The organism is Victivallis sp. Marseille-Q1083, assembly GCF_903645315.1.
Lineage (GTDB): Bacteria > Verrucomicrobiota > Lentisphaeria > Victivallales > Victivallaceae > UMGS1518.
On the sequence record NZ_CAHJXL010000002.1, the window covers coordinates 393,734 to 416,546 of the forward strand.

Here is a 22,813-nt window from a genome sequence, read left to right on the forward strand (position 1 = left end):
TTTAAAATCCCAGTTCGTATTTCGGGTTGTCTAGCAGCCGCAGGTCCGCTGTCGTCATGATTTCGACCAGTTGGTTGAATTTGACCGTCGGCGTCCAGTTGAGTTGGCGTTTGGCTTTGCCGGCGTCGCCGAGCAGGCGTTCCACTTCCGCCGGCCGGAAATAACGCGGATCGACCCGGACCACCGTCTGGCCGGTGGTGGTGTCGATGCCGATTTCGTCGACACCGCAATTGCGCCACTCCACCGGCCGGCCGACCAGCGCGAAGGATTTCTCGATGAATTCGCGGACCGTGTGCATTTCGCCGGTCGCCGCAACGTAGTCATCCGGCTCCTCCTGCTGCAGCATCAGCCACATCATCTTGACGTAATCCGGCGCGAAGCCCCAGTCGCGGCCGACATCCAGGTTGCCGATGTACAAGCATTCCTGCAACTGGCGGTGAATCCGGGCGACTGCCATGGTAATTTTGCGGGTGACGAAAGTTTCGCCGCGGCGCGGCGACTCGTGATTGAACAGGATGCCGTTGCTGGCGTGCAGCCCGTAGGCCTCCCGGTAGTTGCGGGTGATCCAGAAGGCGTATTGTTTGGCCACCGCATAGGGCGACCGCGGCGCGAACGGCGTCGTTTCCGACTGCGGTATTTCGAGCACCTGTCCGAACAGTTCCGAGGTCGAAGCCTGATAGAAACGGGTGCGGACTCCGGTGGCGCGGATGGCGTCCAGCAGGCGCAGCGTCCCGACCGCATCGACGTCGGTGGTGTATTCCGGCAGTTCGAAGGAGACCTGAACGTGGGATTGGGCGCCGAGGTTGTAAATTTCATCCGGCTGGATTTCGCCGATCAGCCGGGTCAGGTTGCTTGAGGCGGTCAAATCGCCGTAGTGCAGAAACAGCCGGACATTTTCTTCGTGCTGGTCCTGGTACAAATGGTCGATGCGCGCCGTGTTGAACGAGCTGGCGCGCCGGATGATGCCGTGGACCTCGTAGCCCTTCTGCAGCAGCAGCTCCGCCAGATAAGAGCCGTCCTGACCGGTAATGCCGGTGAGCAAAGCCCGCTTGGTCATAAAATCGTTCTCCTTCCTGTTTTCACACTGCTTAATGTATCACGGCCGGCGGGGACAGTCAAGGCGGCGAGGAACAATTGAACCGCTCCGTGATTGGCAATCTCCGGCAGCCGCGTGTATATTTTGATTTCAGATACCGTTGAGCAGGGATGGAATGAACGAAACAGAAGTGGAGAAATATAATGAATTTATATGCGGTGATCATGGCCGGCGGGCGCGGCGAGCGTTTCTGGCCGCTCGGCCGGCGGGATACGCCGAAACAGTTGCTGAAGCTGACTTGCGACAACAGCATGCTGGAGGAGACGGTGCTGCGTTTGCTGCCGTTGTTGAAGCCGGAAAATATCCTGGTGGTCACCAACCGGCAGTACGTCCGGCAGATTCAGCAGTTGCTGCCGATTCCGGAGGAGAACGTCATCGGCGAACCGATCGGCCGCGATACGGCGCCGTGCGTGGCACTGGCGGCCGGAATGATACTGCGCCGGTCCGGCGGTCCGGCGACGATGATCATGCTGCCGGCCGACCAGGCCATCCGGCCGGCCAAGCTGCTGCAGCGGACCTTGCAGACGGCCGCGGACGCGGCGCAAAGCGGCGCGCTGGTGACCATCGGCATCCGGCCGACCGAAGCGGCGACCGGTTACGGCTATATTCAGCTGGGACCGCATCTCGGCGGGGATTTGTACCAGGTCGACGGTTTCCGGGAGAAGCCGGGCAGAGAATTGGCCGAACAGTTTCTGGCGGCCGGTAACTTCCGCTGGAACAGCGGTATTTTCGTCTGGACGGTGGAGGCGATTGTCCGGGCGTTCGGTGAATGTTGCCCGGCCTTGCGGCTATTGACCGAACGCTTGGCCTCGGCGCCGGACCCGGCGGCGGTCATCGAACGGGAATTCCCGCGCAGTCCGAAAATTTCCATCGACTACGCGGTGATGGAAAATGCCGAAAATATCCAGATGGTCGACGGCCGTTTCGACTGGGATGATGTCGGCAGTTGGAAGGCGCTGCGCAAACAGTTCAAATCCGACCCGGCCGGCAACGTCTGCCGCGGCCCGGTGGTGACGCTCGGCAGCGAGGACTGCATTCTGATCAGTGAGCCGGACCATCTGCTCGGCGTCGTCGGCGTCCGCGATCTGGTCGTCGTCAAGGCGGGCAATGCGACGCTGGTTTGCCCGGTCGAACAGGTGCAGCAGGTGAAGGTGCTGGTGCAGCAGATCGCCGAGCGCCAGTTGGACGAATATCTGTGACCGTTGCCGGCCGGTGATATGAAAATGATAAAATTTAATCGCGACTGGACTGGAAAACATTCATAAAGGAGTTAAATTACTCCGTTTTGTTGTTTTCAGAGACTTTGGATCGACTGAAAGACTTTTTCGCAGATTTATCTGATTGGAAGGAAATGGTTTGGCGCGGAGGCGGGCCGACGGACTGAAAAAGGACGGCCGGACCTCCGTCAACCAGGGAAATGCAGTGATTTATGGGTAAGAATATTTTGTGTATTGGCGCCGGTTACGTCGGCGGCCCGACCATGGCGGTGATTGCCGACCGGTGTCCCGACTACAAAGTGACCGTCGTCGATATCAACGCCGACCGGATCGCGGCATGGAATTCTCCGCAGTTGCCGATTTACGAACCGGGGTTGGAAGACGTGGTGGCGCGCTGCCGCAACCGCAATTTGTTTTATTCGACCGATGTCGCCGGGGGGATCCGGGAGGCGGACATCATTTTCGTCAGCGTCAACACGCCGACGAAGACTTTCGGCGCCGGCGCCGGCCGGGCGGCCGATCTGCAGTATCTGGAGAAAACCGCCCGCAGCATCGTCGAATATGCCGACCGCGATAAAATCGTCGTCGAAAAAAGCACGCTGCCGGTGCGGACCGCCCAAGCGATGAGCCGGATTCTGCACTCCAACACCAAAGGGTTGAAATTCCAGATCATTTCGAATCCGGAATTTCTGGCCGAAGGGACGGCGATCAACGATCTGCAGAATCCGGACCGGGTGCTGATCGGCGGTATGGAAACGCCGGAAGGACAGCGGGCGATTGAGGAAGTGGCGGCGATCTATGCCAACTGGGTGCCGCGGGAGAAGATCATCACCACCAATTTGTGGTCGAGCGAATTGACCAAGCTGGTTTCCAATGCGCTGCTGGCCCAGCGGGTTTCGTCGGTGAACAGCATTGCAGCATTGTGCGAAAAGACCGAGGCGAACATCACCGAGGTGGCCGCCGCCGCCGGCCGGGACAGCCGGATCGGTCCGAAATTCCTCAAAGCCAGCGTCGGCTTCGGCGGCTCCTGCTTCAAAAAGGATATTCTGAATCTGGTTTATCTGTGCGGTTACTACGGTTTGCCGGAAGTGGCGGAGTACTGGGAGCAGGTGGTCAGGATGAATGATTTCCAGGCGCGGCGCTTTGTCAGCAATATGTTGTCGGCGATGTTCAATACGGTGGCCGACAAGAAAATCGCCATTCTCGGTTTTGCGTTCAAGGCGGATACCGGCGATACGCGGGAATCTCCGGCGATCGCGGTTTGCCGGCAGTTGCTCGAAGAGCACGCCCGGCTGGCGATCTTCGATCCGAAGGCGCTGGAGAATGCCAAACTGGACCTGGCCGGGGAATGCGGAGAGATCACTTATTGCCGGTCGCCTTACGAGGCGGTCGAAGGGGCTCACGCCGTCGCGGTGCTGACCGAATGGGCCTGCTTCCGCGAACTGGATTACCGGCGGATTTTCGATCTGATGGAAAAACCGGCTTTCCTGTTCGACGGCCGGAATCTTTTGGACCACCAGACACTTTATCGGATCGGCTTCAATATCTATCCGATCGGGCAGAAGGCATTGACTCATTTTTAAAGGGGAATCGTTCCAGGATGCGCACACAGGGAGAAATCAGGAATATTTGTGCGAAATTTGTCGTATACGGCGACTTTCTGGTGGCGGTGCCGTTCGGTACCGGCCACATCAACGACACTTATCAGGTTACTTACGATCAGGGCGGCATCCGGCTGCACTATACGCTGCAGCGGATCAATCATATGGTTTTTACCGATCCGCGCCGGGTGATGGAGAACATCGACCGGGTAACGCAGCATCTGTTGCGCAAAATTCACCAGAAACGGGTGGAGACCCGGCGCCGGACAGTGCGTTTGCTGCGCACTTTTGCCGACCTTCCTTACGTACAGGCCGACGACGGCACCTTCTGGCGGATGTATATTTTTGTCGAACACGCCAGAAGTTATGACGTGCTGGAAAATGAGGCGCAGGCGTTCTGCATCGCCAAAGCCTTCGGCGAATTTCAGTGCGATTTGACCGATTTGCCGGGGCCGCGGCTGCACGAGACGATTCCGGACTTTCACAATACGCCGCGGCGGATCGAGCACTTGGAAAAGGCGTTGAAAGAAGACCGGGCCGGCCGGGCCAAAGAGGTGCAGCGTGAAGTCGATTTCATCATGCAGCGCAAGGATGAGACCGGATTGCTGTTGAAATTGAACGCCTCCGGCGATATTCCGGAGCGCATCACCCACAATGACACCAAAGCCAACAATATTCTGATCGACGATTTGAGTGGAGAAGGCATCTGCGTCATCGACCTGGATACGGTGATGCCCGGATTGGCGCTGTACGACTTCGGCGACATGGTCCGCTCCGGCACGACGCCGGCGGAAGAGGATGAAGTCGATTTGAGCAAGGTTTATATGCAGTATTCGATGTTCGAAGCGCTGCTGCGCGGTTTTTTCAGCAGTTGCCGCGAGTTCCTGACCGAAGCCGAGCGGGAATACCTGCCTTTTTCCGGTAAATTGATCACCCTGGAAATCGGCATCCGTTTCCTGACCGATTACCTGAACGGCGATGTTTATTTCAAAATACGGCGTCCCGGCCAGAATCTCGACCGCTGCCGCAACCAGTTGAAGCTGGTTGTGTCGATGGAAGAGCAGATGGACCGGATGCTGGGGCTGTTGAATACGCTGTAATGAGGCAAAGTTTGGGAAACGCCGCCTCAAAGCGGCAGCGTTTCCCAGGCGGGGAGCGTTGCTGCTGTCCGGCTTGGGGTGCCGGGAAGGGGCTGGCGCGACAGCAGGCGGGCGGCCAGAAAATTCCGGAATGCTTCCAGATCGTGCCAGGCCACCGCCGTGTCGATCCGGTTGCCGGCCGCCGGCCGGACGACGGTATGGCCGTCATCGGTGACGGCCAGCGGCAAGGTTTTGAAGTGCAGGAAGCGGCGCGAGAAGGTCATCAGGGCCGCCACCGTATCGAATAGCGTGGAACTGCTCTGGTCGACCGGCCACGGCGCCTGCACTTCCCGGTGCCACAGGCGGTATTGACGGAAGAGGCTTTGCAGCAGCGGATCGGCGGAGTGGTACAAACGCCGGTAGAGTTCACCGTCGAGCCGGACGAGGCCGCAGGTGTCCAGCGGGGTGATGGCCATTGAGCGCCACGGTGCCTGAAAGACTTTCCGGGCTGCTGCGACATCCATTTTGACATTGTACTCCGCGACCGGTCCGGGTTCGCCGCCGATGCCCTGGCGGATGCTGCCGTGCATGCCGACGAAATCTACTTTGCCGGCCAGGTCGGGCCGGCGTTCCAGCAGTTCGGCGACGTTGCTCAGCGCGGCGATGCCGGTCAGCGTCACCGGAGTTGGCTGTTCATCGATCAATTCGATCAGCGCGGCGATGCCGTCCGGATAGACTGTCCCGGCGTAATCGGCCAGATCGTCATCGGCGACATAGGCGGCGACGGTCCGCCAGGCGGCTTCCGGCCGGGTCGGCCGGCCGATGCCGACCGGAATGTCGGTACGGCCGGCGATAGTGAGCATTTTGGCAGCGATTTTGGCGCTGTAGGTGGTGTCGCCGGTGGCCGTCAATACCATTTTGAGTTCCACTTCCGGACAATTCAGCAGAAAAGCCAGCGCCCAGGCATCGTCGATGTCGCCGCCGATGTCGGTATCGAGAATGACCGGGATCGGCTTCGGGTTTGAAAACATTGTTTTTGCGTCTTTCTTGGTTGGGTTGGATACAGGAGGAAACTCTCCTGCACGGAAACCGGCAGGAGAGTTTGAGCGATCAATCGAGCAATTCCAGCAGTCGCCGGTGCAGCCGGATGAAGTCGTCGTCGCCGGCCTGGTGGTAGCGATCCGGCGCTTCGATGATTTCGGCGGCAGTCAGCAGGGTGTTCACTTCATCCGGCGGGTTGCCGGCATAACGCTCGGCCAGCAGATGCAGCAGTTCGTAATCTTCGAAGCCGTCGCGGGTCAGTTCGGCCCGGATCGAAGGGTAGGGTAGCGATTGGCGGTCCGGCGCCGGATAAAACATCGAGCCGTCGCCGTTGCCGTTCGGAAAGGTTTCGGCGGTTTCCCAGGGATTTTTCCACCACCAGTCCAATTCCCAGTAGAGGTAGCCTTGCGCTCCATATTTGTAAAGCCACCAGCCGATCGCCCGGTGGGCGGTGCCGCAGGAATCGATTTTCCAGGTGTCCGGGTAAGTGGTGAATGCCGTGCCGATGCAGGTGTACATCCAGTACTGGTTGCCGGCGGCTTGGCGCTCTGCGCCGAAGGCCGGATCATAGACATTGATATGAGGCACGAAGATATCGGCATAACCGACATATTCGCTTTCATTGTCATGGCAACTGGTCAGGATGACGTTGAGGTTGTCGCCCTGTCGGTGAATCCAGTCGCAGACTTCTTTGATATTGTCGGCTTCCCCCGGCGGCGGTTCATCGAAGACATACAGATAGAAATAGTCTGCCCAGCCCTTTTCGGCCAGATGGCGGCTGATCAGCTGCAGCTTCTGCGCTTCGATTGCCGGAGCGGCGAGGTTGGATTTTTTATCCAGCCAGCCTGGATAATAATTTTTGAAGGTATTTTTGCCCTGTGCGAGCCAGTATTCGACCCGCCGGTCGAACTCCTGCCAGTCGGCGGCCACGTTTCCGCCGTCATCGACTTGAAAAACACGGTTCCAGGGCAAGGTATCCGGCAGGTCGAGTGTCATGTCGTAAGCGAAACGATCGACGGAAAAGCGGTATTTCAGGTTCTGGCGGATGAAGGCGTCGGCCAGTTCCGCCGTCCAGTCGGCGCCGTAATATTCCGGCCGGGCGAGGATGGCGTGATATGACCAGCTGGTTTTCAATTTTCCCAGTTTCGGAATCGTCGCGGCATAAACCTGCAACGTGACCGGCAGTTTGATTTCCGGCGCATTGGCCGCTGTGACGGTGATGAGGCCGCGGTAACAGCCCGGCGCGGCGTTGACCGGTACCCAGACCGAGAACCACAACGCCTGATTGTGAAAAGCGGGCACTTCAAACGGCTGGTTCGGCAGCAGGATATCCGGATAATCGCCGCGAAGGCCGAAGCCATAGCCCGGCCTGGTCGGATTGGCGACCGGAACATACCCGACCACCGAAAGTTCGGGGAACAACTGGTTGCCGGCTTCATCGGTCAGCGGGGTGCTGTGATAGGTGACTTCGCGCAGCGGCTTGCGGTTGGCGAAAACCAGCAACTGCCGGCTTTCCGCTTCGCCCCTGGCGGCATCCAGACGAATTTCCGTTTCCGGAACGGCTGTTCCCGGTACTTGGTTCTGCCGGAATTTCCGGGTTGGAGCGACCGGGTAGACGGTGAAGTCATCCTGGCGGCCGGCGAAAAAAGCCGCCGCCAAGGTCAATTGCTCCAATTGCTCCAGCCGGGGTTCCCGGCTGGCGGCGATTTTCGCTGACCGGTGCTCCGGGGCTGTAAAGATTGCCTGCCATTGTTCGATGTCCGCCAGTAACTGATCGGTATAGGCGGTGCCTTGGGTGGCCTGCAATTGTTGAACTGCCGTTTCCAGCCGTTTCAACTGCCGGCGGCACAGCGCTTCGACATTCCGGTGAGTGTACGGTTCATCGGCGAGGCGGATATCGCTCAGGCGGATGACCCGGTTTTCCGGCGGCATTTCCAGCCAGAGATCCCAACGGACCATTTGGGTGACGTCCAGCCGTTCGGCGAGTTCCCGGATTGGAATGATGCAGACGGTTTCTTCGCCTTTCGGCAGGAAAAAACTGGTGCCGTATTGGTTGCCGTGGGCATCATCCAGCCGGAAGCGGATGGTGAAGTCGGCCGATTCGTTGAAAACAGTCATGGCGAACGCCGCATAACCGCGCCAGTCCGCGGTCTGAAATTTGCCGCTGCCGCACTCCAGAATGGCGGCCGGCCACCTTTCCTGGCCTTCCGACCATTTCGGATAGGTCAATTGCAGCTGATTGCCCTCATCACCCGACAATACTTCAGTTTTCGTCGCCCGGAAGTTCCAGTAAGTTTCCGGGTACGGGATTTGAAAATCTTCCAGAATCAGGGTCGCTCCATAGCCGGAGGAGGCGCCGGCGGCGATACCGGCAAGTATGCCGAGCAGCATTCGCAGCTTTTTTCGAATCATTTTTTGTAACGCCTTTCGAATGGTGGTATGAGTCGGGCAGGGGTCAGTCATTGGTGTAGTCGATGGCCAGACCTTCCGGAAAATTCCGGGGACTCCAGCGTTTTTCCCGCCAGAGCAATTCCGGTGCTTTGACGCTTTCGGCATGGCCGTCCAGCGCGACCATATTGGCGCAATTGTTGTGACGGACCGCCACCGCGCAGCCCATCCAGGTCTTGCCCTGCGGATGCGGGTAACATGGCGCCTCCATCGAAATGAGGGTGCAGCGGTGCCAGACGCCCGAATCGAAAGCGGCGGCTTCGGCGGCGGTATAACTGTCGGCGGCGTAGATCATATCGGAAATTTTGCCGAACGGATCGAATTCGCTGATTTTGTGCGGTTTCCGGTACCATTCACTGGTGTAAAACGCCTGATAGCCGACACTCCAGTAATTGATGCCGTAACAGGCATTGCCGTTCCACAGGACATCGTGCCAGTCGACCGGGGTGGAGGACGAGGCCGGACAACTGATCGAACCGAGCCCGAAGCCGTAATCCTGGATCAGTTCATAAAAGAGCATCCAGCCGTCGTTGTCGCGTTTCAGCTCCGGGTTCATCACCCAGTCGTCGTAGTCGCCCTGATAGAAAACATTGGCCATGCCGATCTGCTTGACGTTGTTGAGGCATTTGATACTCTGAGCGGAAGCCTTGGCTTTGCCGAGCGCCGGCAGCAGCATACTGGCAAGAATGGCGATGATCGCAATCACGACCAGCAATTCGATCAATGTGAAGTCATGTTTTTTCATATTTCCTCCTAATGCTTGCTGTGAACTTTTTTAGGTTTTCGGGTTTGCAAACCGACTTTCTGTCAGTTATTATAGTAAAAATGACGGGAAAAGGCAATATCCCGTACTGGTAAATAAAACGCCATCTATAGCACAAATGAATCCTGGAGGGAATTGAAGCCGATGCTGGAAGCTTTGCCGACTTTTTCCCATGCCGGCCGTTGCCGGGGACAGCGGGTCGTACCGGTGCACGATCATGACGGCTGTGAGCTGGTCTACGTCAAATGCGGCCGCTGCGATTCGGTTTTTCAGACTGGCGCCGGGGAGGTGAGGCTGGGGGCGGAAACCGGGCAATTGTTCGTGATTCCGCCGCGGACGCCGCACAATCAGATCGATCTGGAAATGACCGAAACCATCTATGTCGTTTTTCAGCCGATTGAGGAGTTCGACAGTACCTTGCGGGTGACCGGGCCTTTTCATGACGAACTGTTCGAGGAGTGGCTGGCGGCGCTGCAGGTCCTGAACAATGCCTCGAAATTCCGGCAGTGCCGGGCTTTGCTCTATGCGCTGCTGATCCGTTTCTGCGATCTGGAGCAGCATCAGAATCAGAACGAACGGCTGCCGCCGCAGTTGCGTCGGGCCTTGCATTTCATCGATCTGCATTATACCGATGCCGGTCTGGCGATTGCCGATATCGCCGTCCATACGGCGGTCAGCATCGGTTATCTGCAGAAATTGTTCCGGCTGTACCTGGGACTCTCGCCGCAGCAATACGTTCAGGACAAACGGATGTACCTGGCCCGGCAGTTGCTGCGCAACCCTTATTTGTTCATTTCGGAGGTCGGTCAGAAATGCGGCTACCGGTCGCCGAATTATTTTTCCCGCATCTTCCGGCGGCATAACCAGATGACCCCGGAGGAGTTCCGGGAGTATATCACGCCGAAGCTGGCTCCGGAAACCGCGGAATGACCGGCTCGTTCCGGGGCGGGAACCGGCGCGATGGCTTCAGGTGCGCGAACTATGGGATAACTCGGAAAATGATTTTATTATTCAATTATTTTTCCGATCAGGCTTGCATTGCCGGTTTTGACGGTTATTGTAACAGTATCTCTTCGCTTTCATACGGAAACGACTGTTCAAGTGGAACGGTGGTTTGAAAACAGTATGAGGAGGGAAGAATGATGAAAGTTTACGTTTTTTTGGTTTGATTTTTCGATTTTTTTGAAATCCTGATATCTTTGCAGTTTTTTCCTGATGGGTTCAGCAGCAATTTGCTTTCTCCTTTTCTTATCGGGCAATTTACCGACAACTTCCAAAACAACCAGTCAATTTTTATCGGAGAGAGCAGAATAACTGCGGGCGAATTGTTCCCGCGAAAGGACCCATGATGAACATCTATATTGGAAACATGCCTTACTCGATGAGTGAAAATGATCTCGACCGGGCCTTCTCCAGCTACGGCGCCGTGGACAGCGTCCGGCTGGTTACCGACCGCGATACCGGCCGGCCCAAGGGGTTCGGCTTCGTCGAAATGCACGATACGGCCGAAGCGCAGGCGGCGATTGCCGGCCTGAACGGTTCCAGCCATGACAGCCGGACGATTGTTGTCAACGAGGCCAGGCCGCGCGAAGAGCGCACCCACAGCAATAACGGCTTCCGCCGCAGCGGCAACCGCTATTAATTGCTTTCACGGCCGGGAAGATGCTGCAATGCTCTTTCCGGCCGGTGTTATTGAAAAGAGACTTTATGCCACATTCTTTTGTCCAAGACAGCTATGACACGCCGGAAGGCGGTCAGGACCTGGCTTCCCGGCTGTTGCTGAATTGCCGTTTTTATTTTTACTTGCGCACCTGCTTCAATTTTTACCGCATCGGCAAATGCGCCCGCCAAGGCCGTTTTCACCGGCAGAACCAGGCCTATTATTCCCGGTTGAATTTTGATTTGCTGGAGCGCTGCGGCGCCCGGATTCATTTGCGGGGCCTGCAGAATTTGTCCGCCGAGCCCGGCCCTTTCGTGCTGGCCGGCAACCACATGAGTTCGATCGAGACGATGATTCTCAACGCTTTCGTTTCGCCGCGGCTGGATTTTACTTTCGTCATCAAGCGGGGGTTGTTTTCCGTCCCGTTTTTACGGCAGGCGATGCGCGCCATCGGCGCCATCGGCGTCGGGCAGCTCGACGCCAGGGAGGATTTCAAAATCATTATGGAACAGGGATGCCAGCGGCTGCAGAGCGGTCAGTCGGTCTTGATTTTTCCCGAAGCGGCCCGTTGCTTCGAATTCCGGCCCGAGCGTTTCAATACCATTGCGGTCAAGCTGGCCAGAAGCGCGGGGGTCAAAATCATTCCTTTTGCCCTCAAAACCGATTTCATCACCCGCGGCCGCCTGATTGCCGAGTGCGGCCCGGTCCATCCGGAAAACCGGATTTGTTTCGAATTCGGCGCGCCGCTGCCGGTGATCGGCAACGGCAGGGAGACGCAGCGCCAGATCATCGATTTCATTGCCGGACGTTGTCGGCAGTGGCGCCGGGCCGCCCCGGTCGTTTCGATGCCGAATCGCGAAACTCCGCTGCTTGAACCAACGCCGATCCGTTGATTTTTAATCATTTCATTATCCGCTCAGGACGCCATCGGTTTTCCGGAGAGTGCCGGGAATGCCGTGGCCGATTGCAGTCAAGGAATCTTGCCATGCGTAATGCTGTCCCGGAAGTCATATCAAATTTTTATTCACCGAACGAAGAAATCGCCAACACCATCACCCACGCCGTCGGCCTGTTCGCCGGAATCGGCGGATTGATCGCGTTGTTTGTCGCGGCGCTGCCGGCAAAGCCGCTGACCATGACGGTCTTCCTGATTTACGGCCTTTCGCTGTTGAGCATGTATCTGGCTTCGACCGCCTATCATGCGGTTCGCAACGATCGAGTGAAATTGTGCTGCCGCCGGCTGGATCACTGTTCGATTTATCTGTTGATTGCCGGGACGTACACGCCGTTGCTGATGCTTGCCGTCGGCGGCGGCAGCGGCCTGGCTCTGTTGATCGTCATGTGGTCGATCGCCGCCGTCGGGATTGTCGTCAAATGCTTTACCCTGGAGAATTGTTACGGTTTGTCGGTGCTGCTCTACCTGGCGATGGGCTGGCTGAGCCTGATTGTCATCCGTTCCCTGATTGTGGGGCTGAGTACGACCGGACTCGCCTTGCTGGTTGCCGGCGGGCTGGTGTATACTTTCGGAATCATTTTCTTTTTGAGCAACCGTCCTTACAGCCACACCGTCTGGCATCTGTTTGTACTTTGCGGCAGTTCGTTGCATTTTCTGATGATTATCGGTCTTCGCTGAGTTGGGTTGCCGCCCGACGGGGCGGCGGAGGCGAATTCATGCCGGCGGCGGAGTTGCCGGCCGCGTTTTTTGTCGTTTGAAATCAAAAATTGGATTGAATGTGAAAAAAAATCCGGGAAATTTGACAAAATTCACTGATAAACTGGATTTTCATGGCAAAAAGTGGTATATTAAACGCAACTTTTTGATTATACTGTGTTTCACCTATAACTTTGAGGTTTGAAAAATGGCTGATTTGAGAATTGGTGTGCTGGGTGTCGGCGGCCGTGGCTGTCTGGCTGCGCTGGCGCATCATCCGGGCGAAGGGTCGCGTTTGGTTGCCGGTGCGGACATCTCTCCGAAGGCGTTGGCGACATTCAGGGAAAAGTATGGCGAAGACGTTTTCACGACCGATGATTACCGGCAGGTGCTGGCCCGTGAGGATGTCGAGGCGGTCTTCATTACGACGCCGGATTTCTGGCATGAGGAGATGGCGATTGCGGCGCTGGAGGCCGGCAAGGCGGTCTATCTGGAAAAGCCGATGGCGATCACCATCGAAGGCTGCGACCGGATTCTCGAAACGGCTTACCGTACCGGTTCCAAATTGTATCTGGGACACAACATGCGCCATTTTCCGGTCATCAACCAGATGAAGGATATCGTCGATTCCGGTCTGATCGGTGAAGTGCAGGCGGCCTGGTGCCGCCATTTCATCAGCTACGGCGGCGATGCCTATTTCAAGGACTGGCATTCCGAGCAGCGTTTCAGCAACGGTCTGCTGCTGCAGAAGGGTGCCCACGACATCGATGTCATTCATTATGTCTGCAGCGGTTACACCAATGCGGTCAGCGGCATGGGCAAGTTGAGCGTTTATGACAAATGCGCCCGCCGTTCGCCGGAAACGCCGGGCAATGCGTCCTGGAGCGATGAAAACTGGCCGCCGATGAGCCAGGTCGGCCTTTCGCCGATCATCGATGTCGAAGATCACAACATGATTCTGATGCAGTTGGACAACGGTGTGCAGGCCGCTTACATGCAGTGCCATTATGCGCCGGATGCCGAACGCAATTACACGTTCATCGGCACGCACGGCCGGGTGGAGAACATCGGCGACTACGGCCAATGCGAAGTGCACGTCTGGACCCGGCGCGGCCCGCGGGCGACGCCGGATATCATTTACAAGCTCAAGGAAGTGGCCGGCAGTCATGGCGGTTCCGATCCGGACATCGTCAAAACTTTCGTCGATTTCGTCCGCTTCGGCAAGAAGACCAAGACTTCGCCGATCGCGGCCCGCAATGCGGTGGCCGTCGGCGTCAGGGGCCATGAGTCGATGCGCGGCGACGGAGCCCGCAAGACGATTCCGCCGGTGGCGCAGTATCTGATCGATTATTTCGAGAACGGTCAGAAAAAATAAGCGATGAAATCGTTTTGGAAATTCGGGGCGGTGTCGGTTCTGGCCGGCTCCGCCTTTTTGGTCGGCGCCGTAGAGATTGGCGACGCGGCGCCGGAGGTGGAGGTGGCTGCCTGGCTGCGGGAAGGGGAGACGCTGGAGATCCGGCCCGGAGAAACTTATCTGCTGGGGTTCATGAGCGGCGACGACCGGCTCGACCGCATGACGCTGGCGATGCTGGCCGGTTGCCAGAAGAAGCTGGCGGACCGCGGTTTGCAGAGTGCGGTTTTCTTCAGCGGCGACGAGTTGCCGCCGGCTGACGGCCCGTTGCTGCGCAATGCCCATTATCCGGTCGGGTTGACGCCGAAATTCCAGTCGGTGGCTGGTTTCCTGCCGTCCGGCGAAGTGCTGCTGCCGCTGCTGGTCATCGTCAACCGGGAAGGGAAAGTGGTCTGGCGCGGCGATCTCGATGAAATGCGCCGGGTGCTGATTCCGATTCTGGATGGCACGTTCGATTACCGGGCGGCCGAGGCGCGGCTCAAATTGTTCCTGGCGATCGGCGAACAAATGCAGCAGGAGGATTACGAAGCGGCGCTGAAGCTGATCGAGGACGGCTTGGCGGCCAATCCGGACGACGAGCAGTTGGTGGCGTTCGAATGCTACATTTATGTGACCTATTTGAAAGAGGTTGCCAAGGCGATGGAAACGGTCAATGCCGCTTTGCAGCAGTATCCGGAAAATTACGATTTTTATCTGCTGAAGTTGAAATTGCTTGAGCAGCAGCCGGATTTGGCTGAGGCCGACGAAACCTATCAGGCGATGATCGAGCACTTGGGGCGCGAGCCGGCCCGGCTGTTGGAATTGGCCGAGGCGCTGCTGGCGCAGGAGACCGGACCGATCCGGATTGCGCCGGCGTTGGGTGCGGCGCGCAAAGCCTACCAGGAACGGGAGCAGTTGACGATTACCGAGCGGATTCGGGCGATTACGGCGTTGGCGCAATGCTGCCAGCGGATCGGACGGTTGAGCGAAGCGGTGCGATTGCAGGAAGAGGCGCTGGAGTTGGCCAAGGGAGCGGCCGAAGAACCGCTGATCGTCGAACAGTTGGAATTTTACCGGGCCGCCGAAGCACTGGGCCGGGACTTTTCTCTGGACGAGTGAAGCGTTAGCGTTCTTAAGTTTGCAAGACGCCGGGAGTGCCCGGCGTTTTTTTTCTTTTGACGCCGGGACGGGGAGCTGTAAAATCAGCAGCCGGCGAGATAAGGATTGTATTTCTTCTCATGCCCGATGGAGCCGGCCGGTCCGTGGCCCGGGTAGAATTTCAGGTCGTCCGGCAGAACCATCAGCCGCTGCTGAATCGATTCGAGCAAAGTCCGGCCGCTGCCGCCCGGCAGATCGGTCCGGCCGATGGAGCCGGCGAAGAGAGTGTCGCCGACAAAAATTGCCGGAATCGATTGGAAATAATAACAGCAGCCGCCCGGCGTATGACCGGGGGTGAAGATGACTTCGCAGTCCAGGCCGTCGAATTTTGCCGAGGTCGGCGGCAGATCGGTCACGCGCGGCAAATAGGGCAGCAGTTGGTTCTCTTTGCTGGCGTACAGCGGTTCATCTGCCGCGCTTAGCAGAATGCGTTTGGCCGACAACGCCCGCGCCGTCGCGCCGACCGCGCCGATGTGATCGACATGGGCATGGGTCAGCAGGATGATCGCTTCGTCGTAGTCGAATTGTCCGGCCGCTTCAATGATTTCAGGGGCGTCGGCCCCCGGGTCGATGAGGTACAGGCGTTTTCCGACCGGCACCAGATAACAGTTCGTCTCCAACAGGCCGACCGGTAACGTAATGAAATGATCCATCGCCATTTTGCCGTCCTTTACCGCCGGTTGCCGAAAATGCGCAGCAGCAGCAGGAAGAGGTTGATGAAATCCAGATAGAGCCTCAAAGCCCCGAGGATCGCCAGTTTCCGGACCAGACTGCTGTCCGAGTCGGAAATATTCATCGCCAGTTCGCGGATTTTCTGAGTATCATAGGCGGTCAGCCCGACGAAAACGGCGATGCCGAGATAGGTGACCAGCCAATACAGCATGTTGTTGGCCCAGAATAGATTAATGATCGATCCGATGATTACGCCCCACAAAGCCATGATGCACAAACTGCCGATGCTGGACAGGTCGCGCTTGGTCGTATAGCCGTAGAAACTCATGCCGCCGAAGGTGGCTGCCGTCGCCAGAAAAGTGGAAAATAGCGAGGCCTGGGTATAGACCAGAAAGATGCCGGACAACACGACGCCGTTCAACGCCGCATAACCGAGAAACGCCACGGTCGCCGTGGTGGACGACATCCGGCCGATTCCGGCTGACAGCCAGATGACCAGCAGCAGTTCCCCGATCAGCAAGCCCCAGAACAGTCCGCGCTGCATCATCAATTTTTCCACCAGTCCCGGCGTTGCCGCCATCCAGCCGGAAATCCCGGCGGTCAGCAGCAGGCCGAGGCACATCCAGCCGTAAACCTGGTTGAGAAAAGAGATCTGCGGCGAGGTGGCGGCATAGCTGCCGTACCGGTCCGGATTTCGTTCGTAAGAATTGTTCAACATTTCGTTTTCCTCCTCATTTTTTGCGTTTTATTTTATTAGCATTATTCGAAACTGCGATATATATTCTAATATAAACCGATAAAACAATAAAGTAAAGCTATGAGAATGACGACTTTTGGTTCTTTTCTCCGTCCGATGCCGTCGGCGGGACGGGTGTTTTTGTTGAGTTTGCTGTTGACGGCCGCCAACCTGCTGCGGGCCGAACCGGCGGCCGCGGTGGCGGAAACCGCTTTCCAGAAGGAAGATCCTTATCCGCAAATCATGCTGCTGACCAATGTCATGGAGATTTTGCGCGACAATTATGTCGATGAAAATAAAGTGACCTACGAACGTTTGATCGCCGGAGCTTTGCGCGGCATGCTGCGGGAACTCGATCCCTACAGTGCTTATGACACGCCGGAAGAACACCGGCGCAATTCCGATGATTTGAACGGCCAGCAGGTCGGTCTTGGCGTTATGGTCCGCAAGAACGATTACGAAGCGGTCAAGGTGATGGCGGTCATTCCGAATTCTTCTGCCGCCCAGGCCGGCATTCAGGCCGGCGACTGGCTGGTGGAAGTGGACGGTTTTTCCACCTTGGATGCCACGCTGGAAGAGTGCATGCGGCGTCTCAGCGGCCCGGTCGACAGCGAAGTGCAGTTGAAGGTCTACCGCGAGGAGGAGGATGAATTGCATGAGGTGACGGTGACGCGTTGCGCCTTTGCGCGCAATTCGGTGCCTTCCAACGGTATAGAAATGCTGCCGGGCGGCTACGGTTATATCCGGATCGAGAGTTTTACCAGCAATACGCCGGCAGAGCTGGACCGGGCGCTGAAGCAGCTCAACCAGAAAAGCATGCATGCGCTGGTGCTGGATTTGCGCAACAATCCGGGCGGCCTTCTGGATGCGGCGCTGGCGGTCTGCGACCGTTTTCTCGGCGCCAGTGAATTGCTGCTGTTTATCGAGGGGCGGCGGGAAAGTGATCGTGAAGTGTTCTATGCCGGCGATTCGACGGTGAAATATCTGAATCTGCCGCTGGCGATTCTGGTCAACGGGCACAGCGCCAGCGCGGCGGAGATCGTTTCCGGCTGCTTGAAGGATCACCGGCGGGCTGCTTTGATCGGAGAGAAAACCTTCGGCAAGGGGTCCGTGCAGCGGGTCCACCAGTTGAACAATGCCGGGGCGATCCGTTTTACGATCGCCAAATATTATACGCCGAGCCGCAATTTGATTCACGGCGTCGGCATCGAACCGGATCTGGAGGTGGAACTGCCGGAGGAAGAGGAGTTGCCGCTCAAGCTGTTGCGGGAACCGGCGGGATTGCGGATGACGCTCGAAGATGGTTCCGAATGGAACGATACGCAGTTGCAGGAAGCGCTTTTCTATCTGGAAAAAGAGACCGGCGCCAATTCCGACCGTTGACGGTTTGGGGCTTGGAGTGGTGAAAACGTCAAAATCAGGGAGCAGTGGACGCCATGCCGACGCAGGGCAGTTTATTTGAAGACAGCGCTGCCCGGCCGTTGGCCGACCGGCTGCGGCCGACCGTGCTCGACGATATCGTCGGCCAGGAGCATCTGCTGGGGGCGGATGCGCCGTTGCGGCGGATGATCGCTTCCGGTCGTTTGAGCAGTTTTATTTTATGGGGGCCGCCGGGGTGCGGCAAGACGACGCTGGCCCGGATCATGGCCAATTGCACGTCATTGCATTTTGTCGCTTTGTCGGCGGTATTTTCCGGGATTGCCGAACTGCGCAAGGCGTTTGAAGAAGCGGCGCGCCGTCGGGAATTCGGCGAAGGGACGCTGCTGTTCGTCGATGAAATTCACCGTTTCAACCGGGCGCAGCAGGATGGCTTTCTGCCGTATGTGGAAAATGGGACCGTTATTCTGGTTGGCGCCACCACCGAAAATCCCTCTTTCGAACTGAACAGCGCGCTGCTGAGCCGCTGTAAGGTTTTCGTCATGAACGCGCTTGACATTCCGGCGCTGGAGCAGATCCTCCGGCGCGGCGAACAGTTGCTGAAGCGGCCGCTGCCGTTGACGCCGGAAGCGCGCAATACGCTGCTGGAGCTGGCCGATGGTGACGGCCGTTATTTGATCAATCTGATGGAATCGGTCTGGGATTTGGCCGGGGAGGGCGTCACGCTTGATTCCGCCGGGTTGTTGAAGATCGTTCAGCAGCGGGCGCCGGTCTACGACAAGGACCGCGAAGGGCATTATAATTTGATCAGCGCTCTGCACAAGTCGTTGCGTGGTTCGGACAGCGATGCGGCGCTTTACTGGGCGGCCCGGATGCTGGCCGGCGGAGAAGATCCGCTGTATTTGTTGCGCCGCCTGACCCGTTTTGCGATGGAGGATGTCAGTTTGGCCGATCCGCAGGCGCTGCCGCTGGCGCTGGCGGCCTGGGATGCTTATGAGCGGCTTGGTTCGCCGGAAGGGGAACTGGCGATTGCCGAACTGGTCGTCTTTCTGGGCAGTGCGCCGAAATCCAACAGCAGCTATAAAGCCTGGCTGGCGGCGCAGGAGGCGGCCGGACAGTTCGGTTCGCTGCCGCCGCCAAAACATATTCTCAACGCACCGACGAAGCTGATGAAAAAGCTCGGCTACGGCAAGGATTATCAATACGATCACGATACCGCCGAAGGGTTTTCCGGCCAGAACTATTTCCCGGACGGCATGCCGCGGCAGAAGTTCTACGATCCGCCGGAACGCGGTTTCGAGCGGGAAATCCGCAAGCGGCTGGCTTATTGGGAAGAGTTGCGGCGGCGCAGGAATGCCGCTCCGTCAAAATAAGAACTTATCAACTAATAAATGGTTATAATACCGGATAAATCCTTATGATTTTATTCATGATGCTCATAGCGGCCGCCAGATAGAGCAAGCCCCGGTATGCCACGTACGTTTTCTCGTATCTGACGAGGAGTTTTCTGACTGTGAGTCAGGCGCTGGTCCTTGATTCCGCCGGCTTTGCCAAGCCGACCCGTGGCCGCATTTCCGGCCGCGCCGGGTGACAAACCTGTCGCCGGAAGCATAACTTCCGGCGTTGGTTGCCTCCCAAGCCTCGATGCAATAATGTGTATGGATTAGCTCGGCTTACAATATCCTGCTTTATCATGATGCGATCCTTTAAAGTAAAAAGATTTCCATCGATTACCGGCAATGGCCTATTGAGCTATCAATACCAAGTCGGTTTTTATTTCCGCATCCAGTGTTCTGCTGCCCGTGATTCTCTGGTAATCAAAATCATTCATTGTTATAGTATAATTCAAGCAGCAATTAATGCAAGTATCATCTAGTCGATCATGAAAAAGTATTTAAATGATTTTAATCAATAGAAATATTTATGATTTCGTGTTATATTCTTGAAAGGGAAGGGATTTATTGAGAAAGAACTCTTGCAAAATGGTGACGAAAAGCAGTAATTGCGATACAGTACGAAGCCATCTTTTCAAACCGTTATGCCAGCGGAATGAGTGATGAATCAATTCTGGATGAATGACTTTGAGATACTTATTTTCAATACATTACCGGTGTCGTTTATTTTGAGCACAAGTATCCGGCAGATCAGTCAACCATGTCGCGTTGGGGTAAAAAGCTGTCGGAAAGCGGCGCGGAGAAGAGGTTTGATGCTAGCTTTAAACCGTTTGCGCAAAGGCTTCCTCAAGAAAAGCGACCAAAAGAAACTTTATTCGGTTCATGAGCCGCAATACGATGGGCATACGCTGAAATCCGCGTTGGAACAAATGATGAAACTCATTGGCCATGAAGTGGAAATGGCGATATGCGACCTTTGCTGTCGATGGCACGATTATGAAGGCAAAATAAGGTTTTTCCTTTTTGCATCGGGCTTGGCATAACCGACTAATTAATGAAATTGCTGTAGTCAGAAAAAAGTACGTAGTTTACAGAATAAAAAAATAATAAATGTCATAATAAAAACAAACAAAGTTAATGACCATGAATGTAGATTTATTCTTTTTAATTCTTGTAGTTTTACTTATCGTCATTATAATAACTCATAATAAGTTTATTCTTTTATATCTTTTTTCTCGTTCTTTATTGTTGAGCATTTTAGGTATTCATTCGTTAACATTAAATGAATTTTGGATGGGTGGTATCATATTAATATTTGCAATATTGGGCTGGACTGAAATAGTATTTTACATTGCTATATGGAGAAAAAATAATGAACAATAATTTCGATTTTTAATATATATTTTATAGATAAAATTTATTTTTTATTTATTCCATAAACTTATATCTATGAAACTGCGAAGAACCAGTTGACTAGGTTATGTCGTCAATAGATGTGTGCTATATTATGCAAACGTCAAAAAAGGGGGACTGCAAAAATTGGCGGACCGAGGTTATGATTCGGACGCAATTGTTGAGAAAACAGAAAAAGCAGTTATTCCGCCAAGGAAGAATCTCAGGGTTCAACGTGAATATGATAAAGAGTTATACAAGTTACGATATTTTATCGAGAATGCATTTATGATCTTAAAACGTTGGCGCGGAATTGCAACCAGATATGCAAAGAACACCGCTTCGTTTCCTGCGGCAGTGCAAATCACGCCGGATATCACCTATACCTACAATCAGCTTGAATAACCATTGACGGTTGTCGATGCCGCCAGGACCAGAACATTTACCTATAATGCGCAAGTCGCCTTGCAAAAAGAGTCAATCAGTGGTATTTATACGAAAGAGCTGAATCGCGTTTATACCACCAGCGGCTTAAAGGGAAGTTACAGTGGATTGAACATCGGAACGGTCAATCTGTATACCTACGGTTACGACCGGTACAGTCGCTTGAATAAAGTGACCACCGCGGCCGGCGTTTTCAATTATACCTTTCTTGCCGACAGCGACCTGATCGCTTCCATGACCCGGCCGAATAATGTTTCGACCAACTACACCTACGAAACTGCCAGGGATCTGTTGACCAAGGTTGCCAACGGCGCCATCAGCACATTCCGGCCTGCCAACGGCGCACTCGGACGCCGTACCGGCATGAACCGCAGCGGTAGCGCCTTCACCGCTGCTGATGTTTTGAGTTATACTTACAACAGTTATTCCGAACTGACCGGCGCCTCGTCAAACAACAATGCTTCCTACGGTTACAACTATACCTACGATCCGATCGGCAACCGCAAGACCGCCGGCCTGGCCGGAACCAACTGGACCTATACCGCCAACAATCTCAATCAATATTCAGCGTTGAATCAAGCAGGTACGGTTCAGAATCCGACTTATGACATTGACGGCAACATGCTGACTCGCGACGGCTGGACGCAAACCTGGAATGCCGAAAACCGGCTGATCAAAGCTGAAAAAGGAACGGCAAAATTAGAGTTCGCTTACGATTATATGGGCCGCCGCATTGAAAAGAAAGTTTATAATGGTAGCACCTTAACAGCCCACATTCGATTCGTCTATGATGGCTATAAGCTGATCGAAGAACTCAATGGTTTGAGCAATAATGCTGTCTTGCGATGTTATGTCTGGCAGCCGGTAATGCTTGATACTCCGTTGACGGTTTTCGATGCAACAGCCAATAAAACCTACTTCTATCATACCGACGCCAATAAAAACGTGACTGATCTGACGGACTCTGCTGGTGCGATAGTCGCGCATTATGAATACAGTCCCTTTGGACAACTGGTGAAATCTTCCGGAGCTTATGCAAATACTAATGTCTTTACCTGGAGCAGCGAGTATTCGGGTAAAGAAACCGGTTTGATTTATTATAATTTCCGGGAATATGATCCGAAACTGGGGCGTTGGTTGTCACGAGATCCTATCCATGAACAAGGAGATCTTAATTTATACGCATATATAAGTAATAAAACTATCAATCATATAGATAAACTTGGATTACAAAATTTCGGAGAAGGATTTCTTCCAACAACGATTGATCTTCTGCCACAAATTGCAGAGCAAGAAACTGGAGGTGAAGGTAATAGTGAAAATACTTCTTGTTCAGCACAAGAAGCAAGTCTGAACAGATTTGTTTATTATTTTATACTAATAGCTAGAGGATGCGTACAAATTATCAATATGGAAAAAGGCCCAGAACCACCTGCACCAAAGTCTCCTTATGAGTATAACATTATCGTTAATCCTGATCCACCATCAGGGTCTTCAGGACCGGATCCTGATCCGACTCCAAAACCAACAGATCCGAATCCTCCTAAAGAACCACCGATTTCTCCTGGAACTATAGATATTTTCATTATTCCTATTCCGTATTGGTGGTTTCAAATGCAAATTGATAATATAAAAGAACAAGAGAGAAGAAATAATCCTTGTCATGGTAATCCGCCTTATACGATATAATTACT

At 55.1% G+C, this 22,813-nt stretch carries 20 protein-coding genes; 14 read left to right on the plus strand and 6 right to left on the minus strand.

Annotated elements, in window-relative coordinates:
* Nucleotide 1 precedes the first annotated feature (1 nt).
* Nucleotides 2-1,057, minus strand: coding sequence for a GDP-mannose 4,6-dehydratase (gene gmd / locus HWX74_RS17680; RefSeq protein WP_176014897.1), 1,056 nt, complete (start codon nt 1,055-1,057; stop codon nt 2-4).
* 182 nt (nt 1,058-1,239) lie between these two features.
* On the opposite strand from gmd, the gene HWX74_RS17685 reads away from it, so the two are divergent.
* The 3 genes from HWX74_RS17685 (at nt 1,240) to HWX74_RS17695 (ending at nt 5,014) form a co-directional block, all read left to right on the plus strand.
* The gene (locus HWX74_RS17685; RefSeq protein WP_176014898.1) at nt 1,240-2,295 is read left to right on the plus strand and encodes a mannose-1-phosphate guanylyltransferase; all 1,056 of its coding nucleotides are present in this window, start codon (nt 1,240-1,242) and stop codon (nt 2,293-2,295) included.
* Nucleotides 2,296-2,525: 230 nt separating this feature from the next.
* The gene (locus tag HWX74_RS17690) at nt 2,526-3,896 is read left to right on the plus strand and encodes a UDP-glucose 6-dehydrogenase (protein WP_176014899.1); all 1,371 of its coding nucleotides are present in this window, start codon (nt 2,526-2,528) and stop codon (nt 3,894-3,896) included.
* 17 nt (nt 3,897-3,913) lie between these two features.
* On the plus strand, nt 3,914-5,014 hold the full coding sequence (locus HWX74_RS17695) for a phosphotransferase enzyme family protein (protein WP_176014900.1): 1,101 nt from the start codon (nt 3,914-3,916) through the stop codon (nt 5,012-5,014).
* A 26-nt stretch (nt 5,015-5,040) separates the two neighbouring features.
* Here HWX74_RS17695 and HWX74_RS17700 read toward each other — a convergent pair whose 3' ends face one another.
* From HWX74_RS17700 to HWX74_RS17710, 3 genes are all read right to left on the minus strand, one after another.
* Nucleotides 5,041-6,024: a nucleoside hydrolase gene (locus tag HWX74_RS17700; RefSeq protein WP_176014901.1), complete on the minus strand. Its 984-nt coding sequence runs from the start codon at nt 6,022-6,024 to the stop codon at nt 5,041-5,043.
* 79 nt (nt 6,025-6,103) lie between these two features.
* Nucleotides 6,104-8,446 (minus strand): DUF4091 domain-containing protein, encoded by a 2,343-nt coding sequence (locus HWX74_RS17705; RefSeq protein ID WP_176014902.1) that lies wholly within the window; start codon nt 8,444-8,446, stop codon nt 6,104-6,106.
* Between the two features lie 43 nt (nt 8,447-8,489).
* Nucleotides 8,490-9,227: a type II secretion system protein gene (locus tag HWX74_RS17710; protein WP_176014903.1), complete on the minus strand. Its 738-nt coding sequence runs from the start codon at nt 9,225-9,227 to the stop codon at nt 8,490-8,492.
* Nucleotides 9,228-9,389: 162 nt separating this feature from the next.
* On the opposite strand from HWX74_RS17710, the gene HWX74_RS17715 reads away from it, so the two are divergent.
* The 6 genes from HWX74_RS17715 (at nt 9,390) to HWX74_RS17740 (ending at nt 15,065) form a co-directional block, all read left to right on the plus strand.
* Nucleotides 9,390-10,175, plus strand: coding sequence for an AraC family transcriptional regulator (locus HWX74_RS17715; protein WP_176014904.1), 786 nt, complete (start codon nt 9,390-9,392; stop codon nt 10,173-10,175).
* A 418-nt stretch (nt 10,176-10,593) separates the two neighbouring features.
* Nucleotides 10,594-10,887: an RNA-binding protein gene (locus HWX74_RS17720; protein WP_303048131.1), complete on the plus strand. Its 294-nt coding sequence runs from the start codon at nt 10,594-10,596 to the stop codon at nt 10,885-10,887.
* A 65-nt stretch (nt 10,888-10,952) separates the two neighbouring features.
* Nucleotides 10,953-11,798, plus strand: a complete 846-nt coding sequence (locus tag HWX74_RS17725; RefSeq protein ID WP_176014906.1) for a 1-acyl-sn-glycerol-3-phosphate acyltransferase — start codon at nt 10,953-10,955, stop codon at nt 11,796-11,798.
* Between the two features lie 92 nt (nt 11,799-11,890).
* Nucleotides 11,891-12,538, plus strand: coding sequence for a hemolysin III family protein (locus HWX74_RS17730; RefSeq protein WP_217705015.1), 648 nt, complete (start codon nt 11,891-11,893; stop codon nt 12,536-12,538).
* A 226-nt stretch (nt 12,539-12,764) separates the two neighbouring features.
* Nucleotides 12,765-13,931, plus strand: a complete 1,167-nt coding sequence (locus HWX74_RS17735) for a Gfo/Idh/MocA family protein (RefSeq protein ID WP_176014907.1) — start codon at nt 12,765-12,767, stop codon at nt 13,929-13,931.
* Between the two features lie 3 nt (nt 13,932-13,934).
* Nucleotides 13,935-15,065, plus strand: a complete 1,131-nt coding sequence (locus tag HWX74_RS17740) for a lipopolysaccharide assembly protein LapB (RefSeq protein WP_176014908.1) — start codon at nt 13,935-13,937, stop codon at nt 15,063-15,065.
* Between the two features lie 83 nt (nt 15,066-15,148).
* Here the strand turns inward: HWX74_RS17740 and HWX74_RS17745 are convergent, their stop codons facing one another.
* Nucleotides 15,149-15,757, minus strand: a complete 609-nt coding sequence (locus tag HWX74_RS17745; RefSeq protein WP_217705016.1) for an MBL fold metallo-hydrolase — start codon at nt 15,755-15,757, stop codon at nt 15,149-15,151.
* 17 nt (nt 15,758-15,774) lie between these two features.
* Nucleotides 15,775-16,494, minus strand: a complete 720-nt coding sequence (locus HWX74_RS17750) for a Bax inhibitor-1/YccA family protein (protein WP_176014910.1) — start codon at nt 16,492-16,494, stop codon at nt 15,775-15,777.
* Between the two features lie 105 nt (nt 16,495-16,599).
* On the opposite strand from HWX74_RS17750, the gene HWX74_RS17755 reads away from it, so the two are divergent.
* From HWX74_RS17755 to HWX74_RS20565, 5 genes are all read left to right on the plus strand, one after another.
* The gene (locus HWX74_RS17755) at nt 16,600-17,895 is read left to right on the plus strand and encodes a S41 family peptidase (RefSeq protein WP_176014911.1); all 1,296 of its coding nucleotides are present in this window, start codon (nt 16,600-16,602) and stop codon (nt 17,893-17,895) included.
* Between the two features lie 53 nt (nt 17,896-17,948).
* Nucleotides 17,949-19,262, plus strand: a complete 1,314-nt coding sequence (locus HWX74_RS17760; protein ID WP_176014912.1) for a replication-associated recombination protein A — start codon at nt 17,949-17,951, stop codon at nt 19,260-19,262.
* 683 nt (nt 19,263-19,945) lie between these two features.
* Nucleotides 19,946-20,326, plus strand: a complete 381-nt coding sequence (locus HWX74_RS17765) for a hypothetical protein (RefSeq protein ID WP_176014913.1) — start codon at nt 19,946-19,948, stop codon at nt 20,324-20,326.
* A gap of 454 nt (nt 20,327-20,780) precedes the next feature.
* Nucleotides 20,781-21,080, plus strand: coding sequence for a transposase (locus HWX74_RS17770; protein WP_303048126.1), 300 nt, complete (start codon nt 20,781-20,783; stop codon nt 21,078-21,080).
* Nucleotides 21,081-21,083: 3 nt separating this feature from the next.
* Nucleotides 21,084-22,808 (plus strand): RHS repeat domain-containing protein, encoded by a 1,725-nt coding sequence (locus HWX74_RS20565; protein WP_176014914.1) that lies wholly within the window; start codon nt 21,084-21,086, stop codon nt 22,806-22,808.
* The last annotated feature ends 5 nt before the right edge of the window (nt 22,809-22,813 follow it).

Excerpts from the sequence above, each read along its gene's own strand:
- gmd (WP_176014897.1), bottom strand. The coding sequence starts at position 1,057 with ATGACCAAGCGGGCTTTGCTCACCGGCATTACCGGTCAGGACGGCTCT.
- HWX74_RS17685 (WP_176014898.1), top strand. The coding sequence starts at position 1,240 with ATGAATTTATATGCGGTGATCATGGCCGGCGGGCGCGGCGAGCGTTTC.
- HWX74_RS17690 (WP_176014899.1), top strand. The coding sequence starts at position 2,526 with ATGGGTAAGAATATTTTGTGTATTGGCGCCGGTTACGTCGGCGGCCCG.
- HWX74_RS17695 (WP_176014900.1), top strand. The coding sequence starts at position 3,914 with ATGCGCACACAGGGAGAAATCAGGAATATTTGTGCGAAATTTGTCGTA.
- HWX74_RS17700 (WP_176014901.1), bottom strand. The coding sequence starts at position 6,024 with ATGTTTTCAAACCCGAAGCCGATCCCGGTCATTCTCGATACCGACATC.
- HWX74_RS17705 (WP_176014902.1), bottom strand. The coding sequence starts at position 8,446 with ATGATTCGAAAAAAGCTGCGAATGCTGCTCGGCATACTTGCCGGTATC.
- HWX74_RS17710 (WP_176014903.1), bottom strand. The coding sequence starts at position 9,227 with ATGAAAAAACATGACTTCACATTGATCGAATTGCTGGTCGTGATTGCG.
- HWX74_RS17715 (WP_176014904.1), top strand. The coding sequence starts at position 9,390 with ATGCTGGAAGCTTTGCCGACTTTTTCCCATGCCGGCCGTTGCCGGGGA.
- HWX74_RS17720 (WP_303048131.1), top strand. The coding sequence starts at position 10,594 with ATGAACATCTATATTGGAAACATGCCTTACTCGATGAGTGAAAATGAT.
- HWX74_RS17725 (WP_176014906.1), top strand. The coding sequence starts at position 10,953 with ATGCCACATTCTTTTGTCCAAGACAGCTATGACACGCCGGAAGGCGGT.
- HWX74_RS17730 (WP_217705015.1), top strand. The coding sequence starts at position 11,891 with ATGCGTAATGCTGTCCCGGAAGTCATATCAAATTTTTATTCACCGAAC.
- HWX74_RS17735 (WP_176014907.1), top strand. The coding sequence starts at position 12,765 with ATGGCTGATTTGAGAATTGGTGTGCTGGGTGTCGGCGGCCGTGGCTGT.
- HWX74_RS17740 (WP_176014908.1), top strand. The coding sequence starts at position 13,935 with ATGAAATCGTTTTGGAAATTCGGGGCGGTGTCGGTTCTGGCCGGCTCC.
- HWX74_RS17745 (WP_217705016.1), bottom strand. The coding sequence starts at position 15,757 with ATGGATCATTTCATTACGTTACCGGTCGGCCTGTTGGAGACGAACTGT.
- HWX74_RS17750 (WP_176014910.1), bottom strand. The coding sequence starts at position 16,494 with ATGTTGAACAATTCTTACGAACGAAATCCGGACCGGTACGGCAGCTAT.
- HWX74_RS17755 (WP_176014911.1), top strand. The coding sequence starts at position 16,600 with ATGACGACTTTTGGTTCTTTTCTCCGTCCGATGCCGTCGGCGGGACGG.
- HWX74_RS17760 (WP_176014912.1), top strand. The coding sequence starts at position 17,949 with ATGCCGACGCAGGGCAGTTTATTTGAAGACAGCGCTGCCCGGCCGTTG.
- HWX74_RS17765 (WP_176014913.1), top strand. The coding sequence starts at position 19,946 with ATGAATCAATTCTGGATGAATGACTTTGAGATACTTATTTTCAATACA.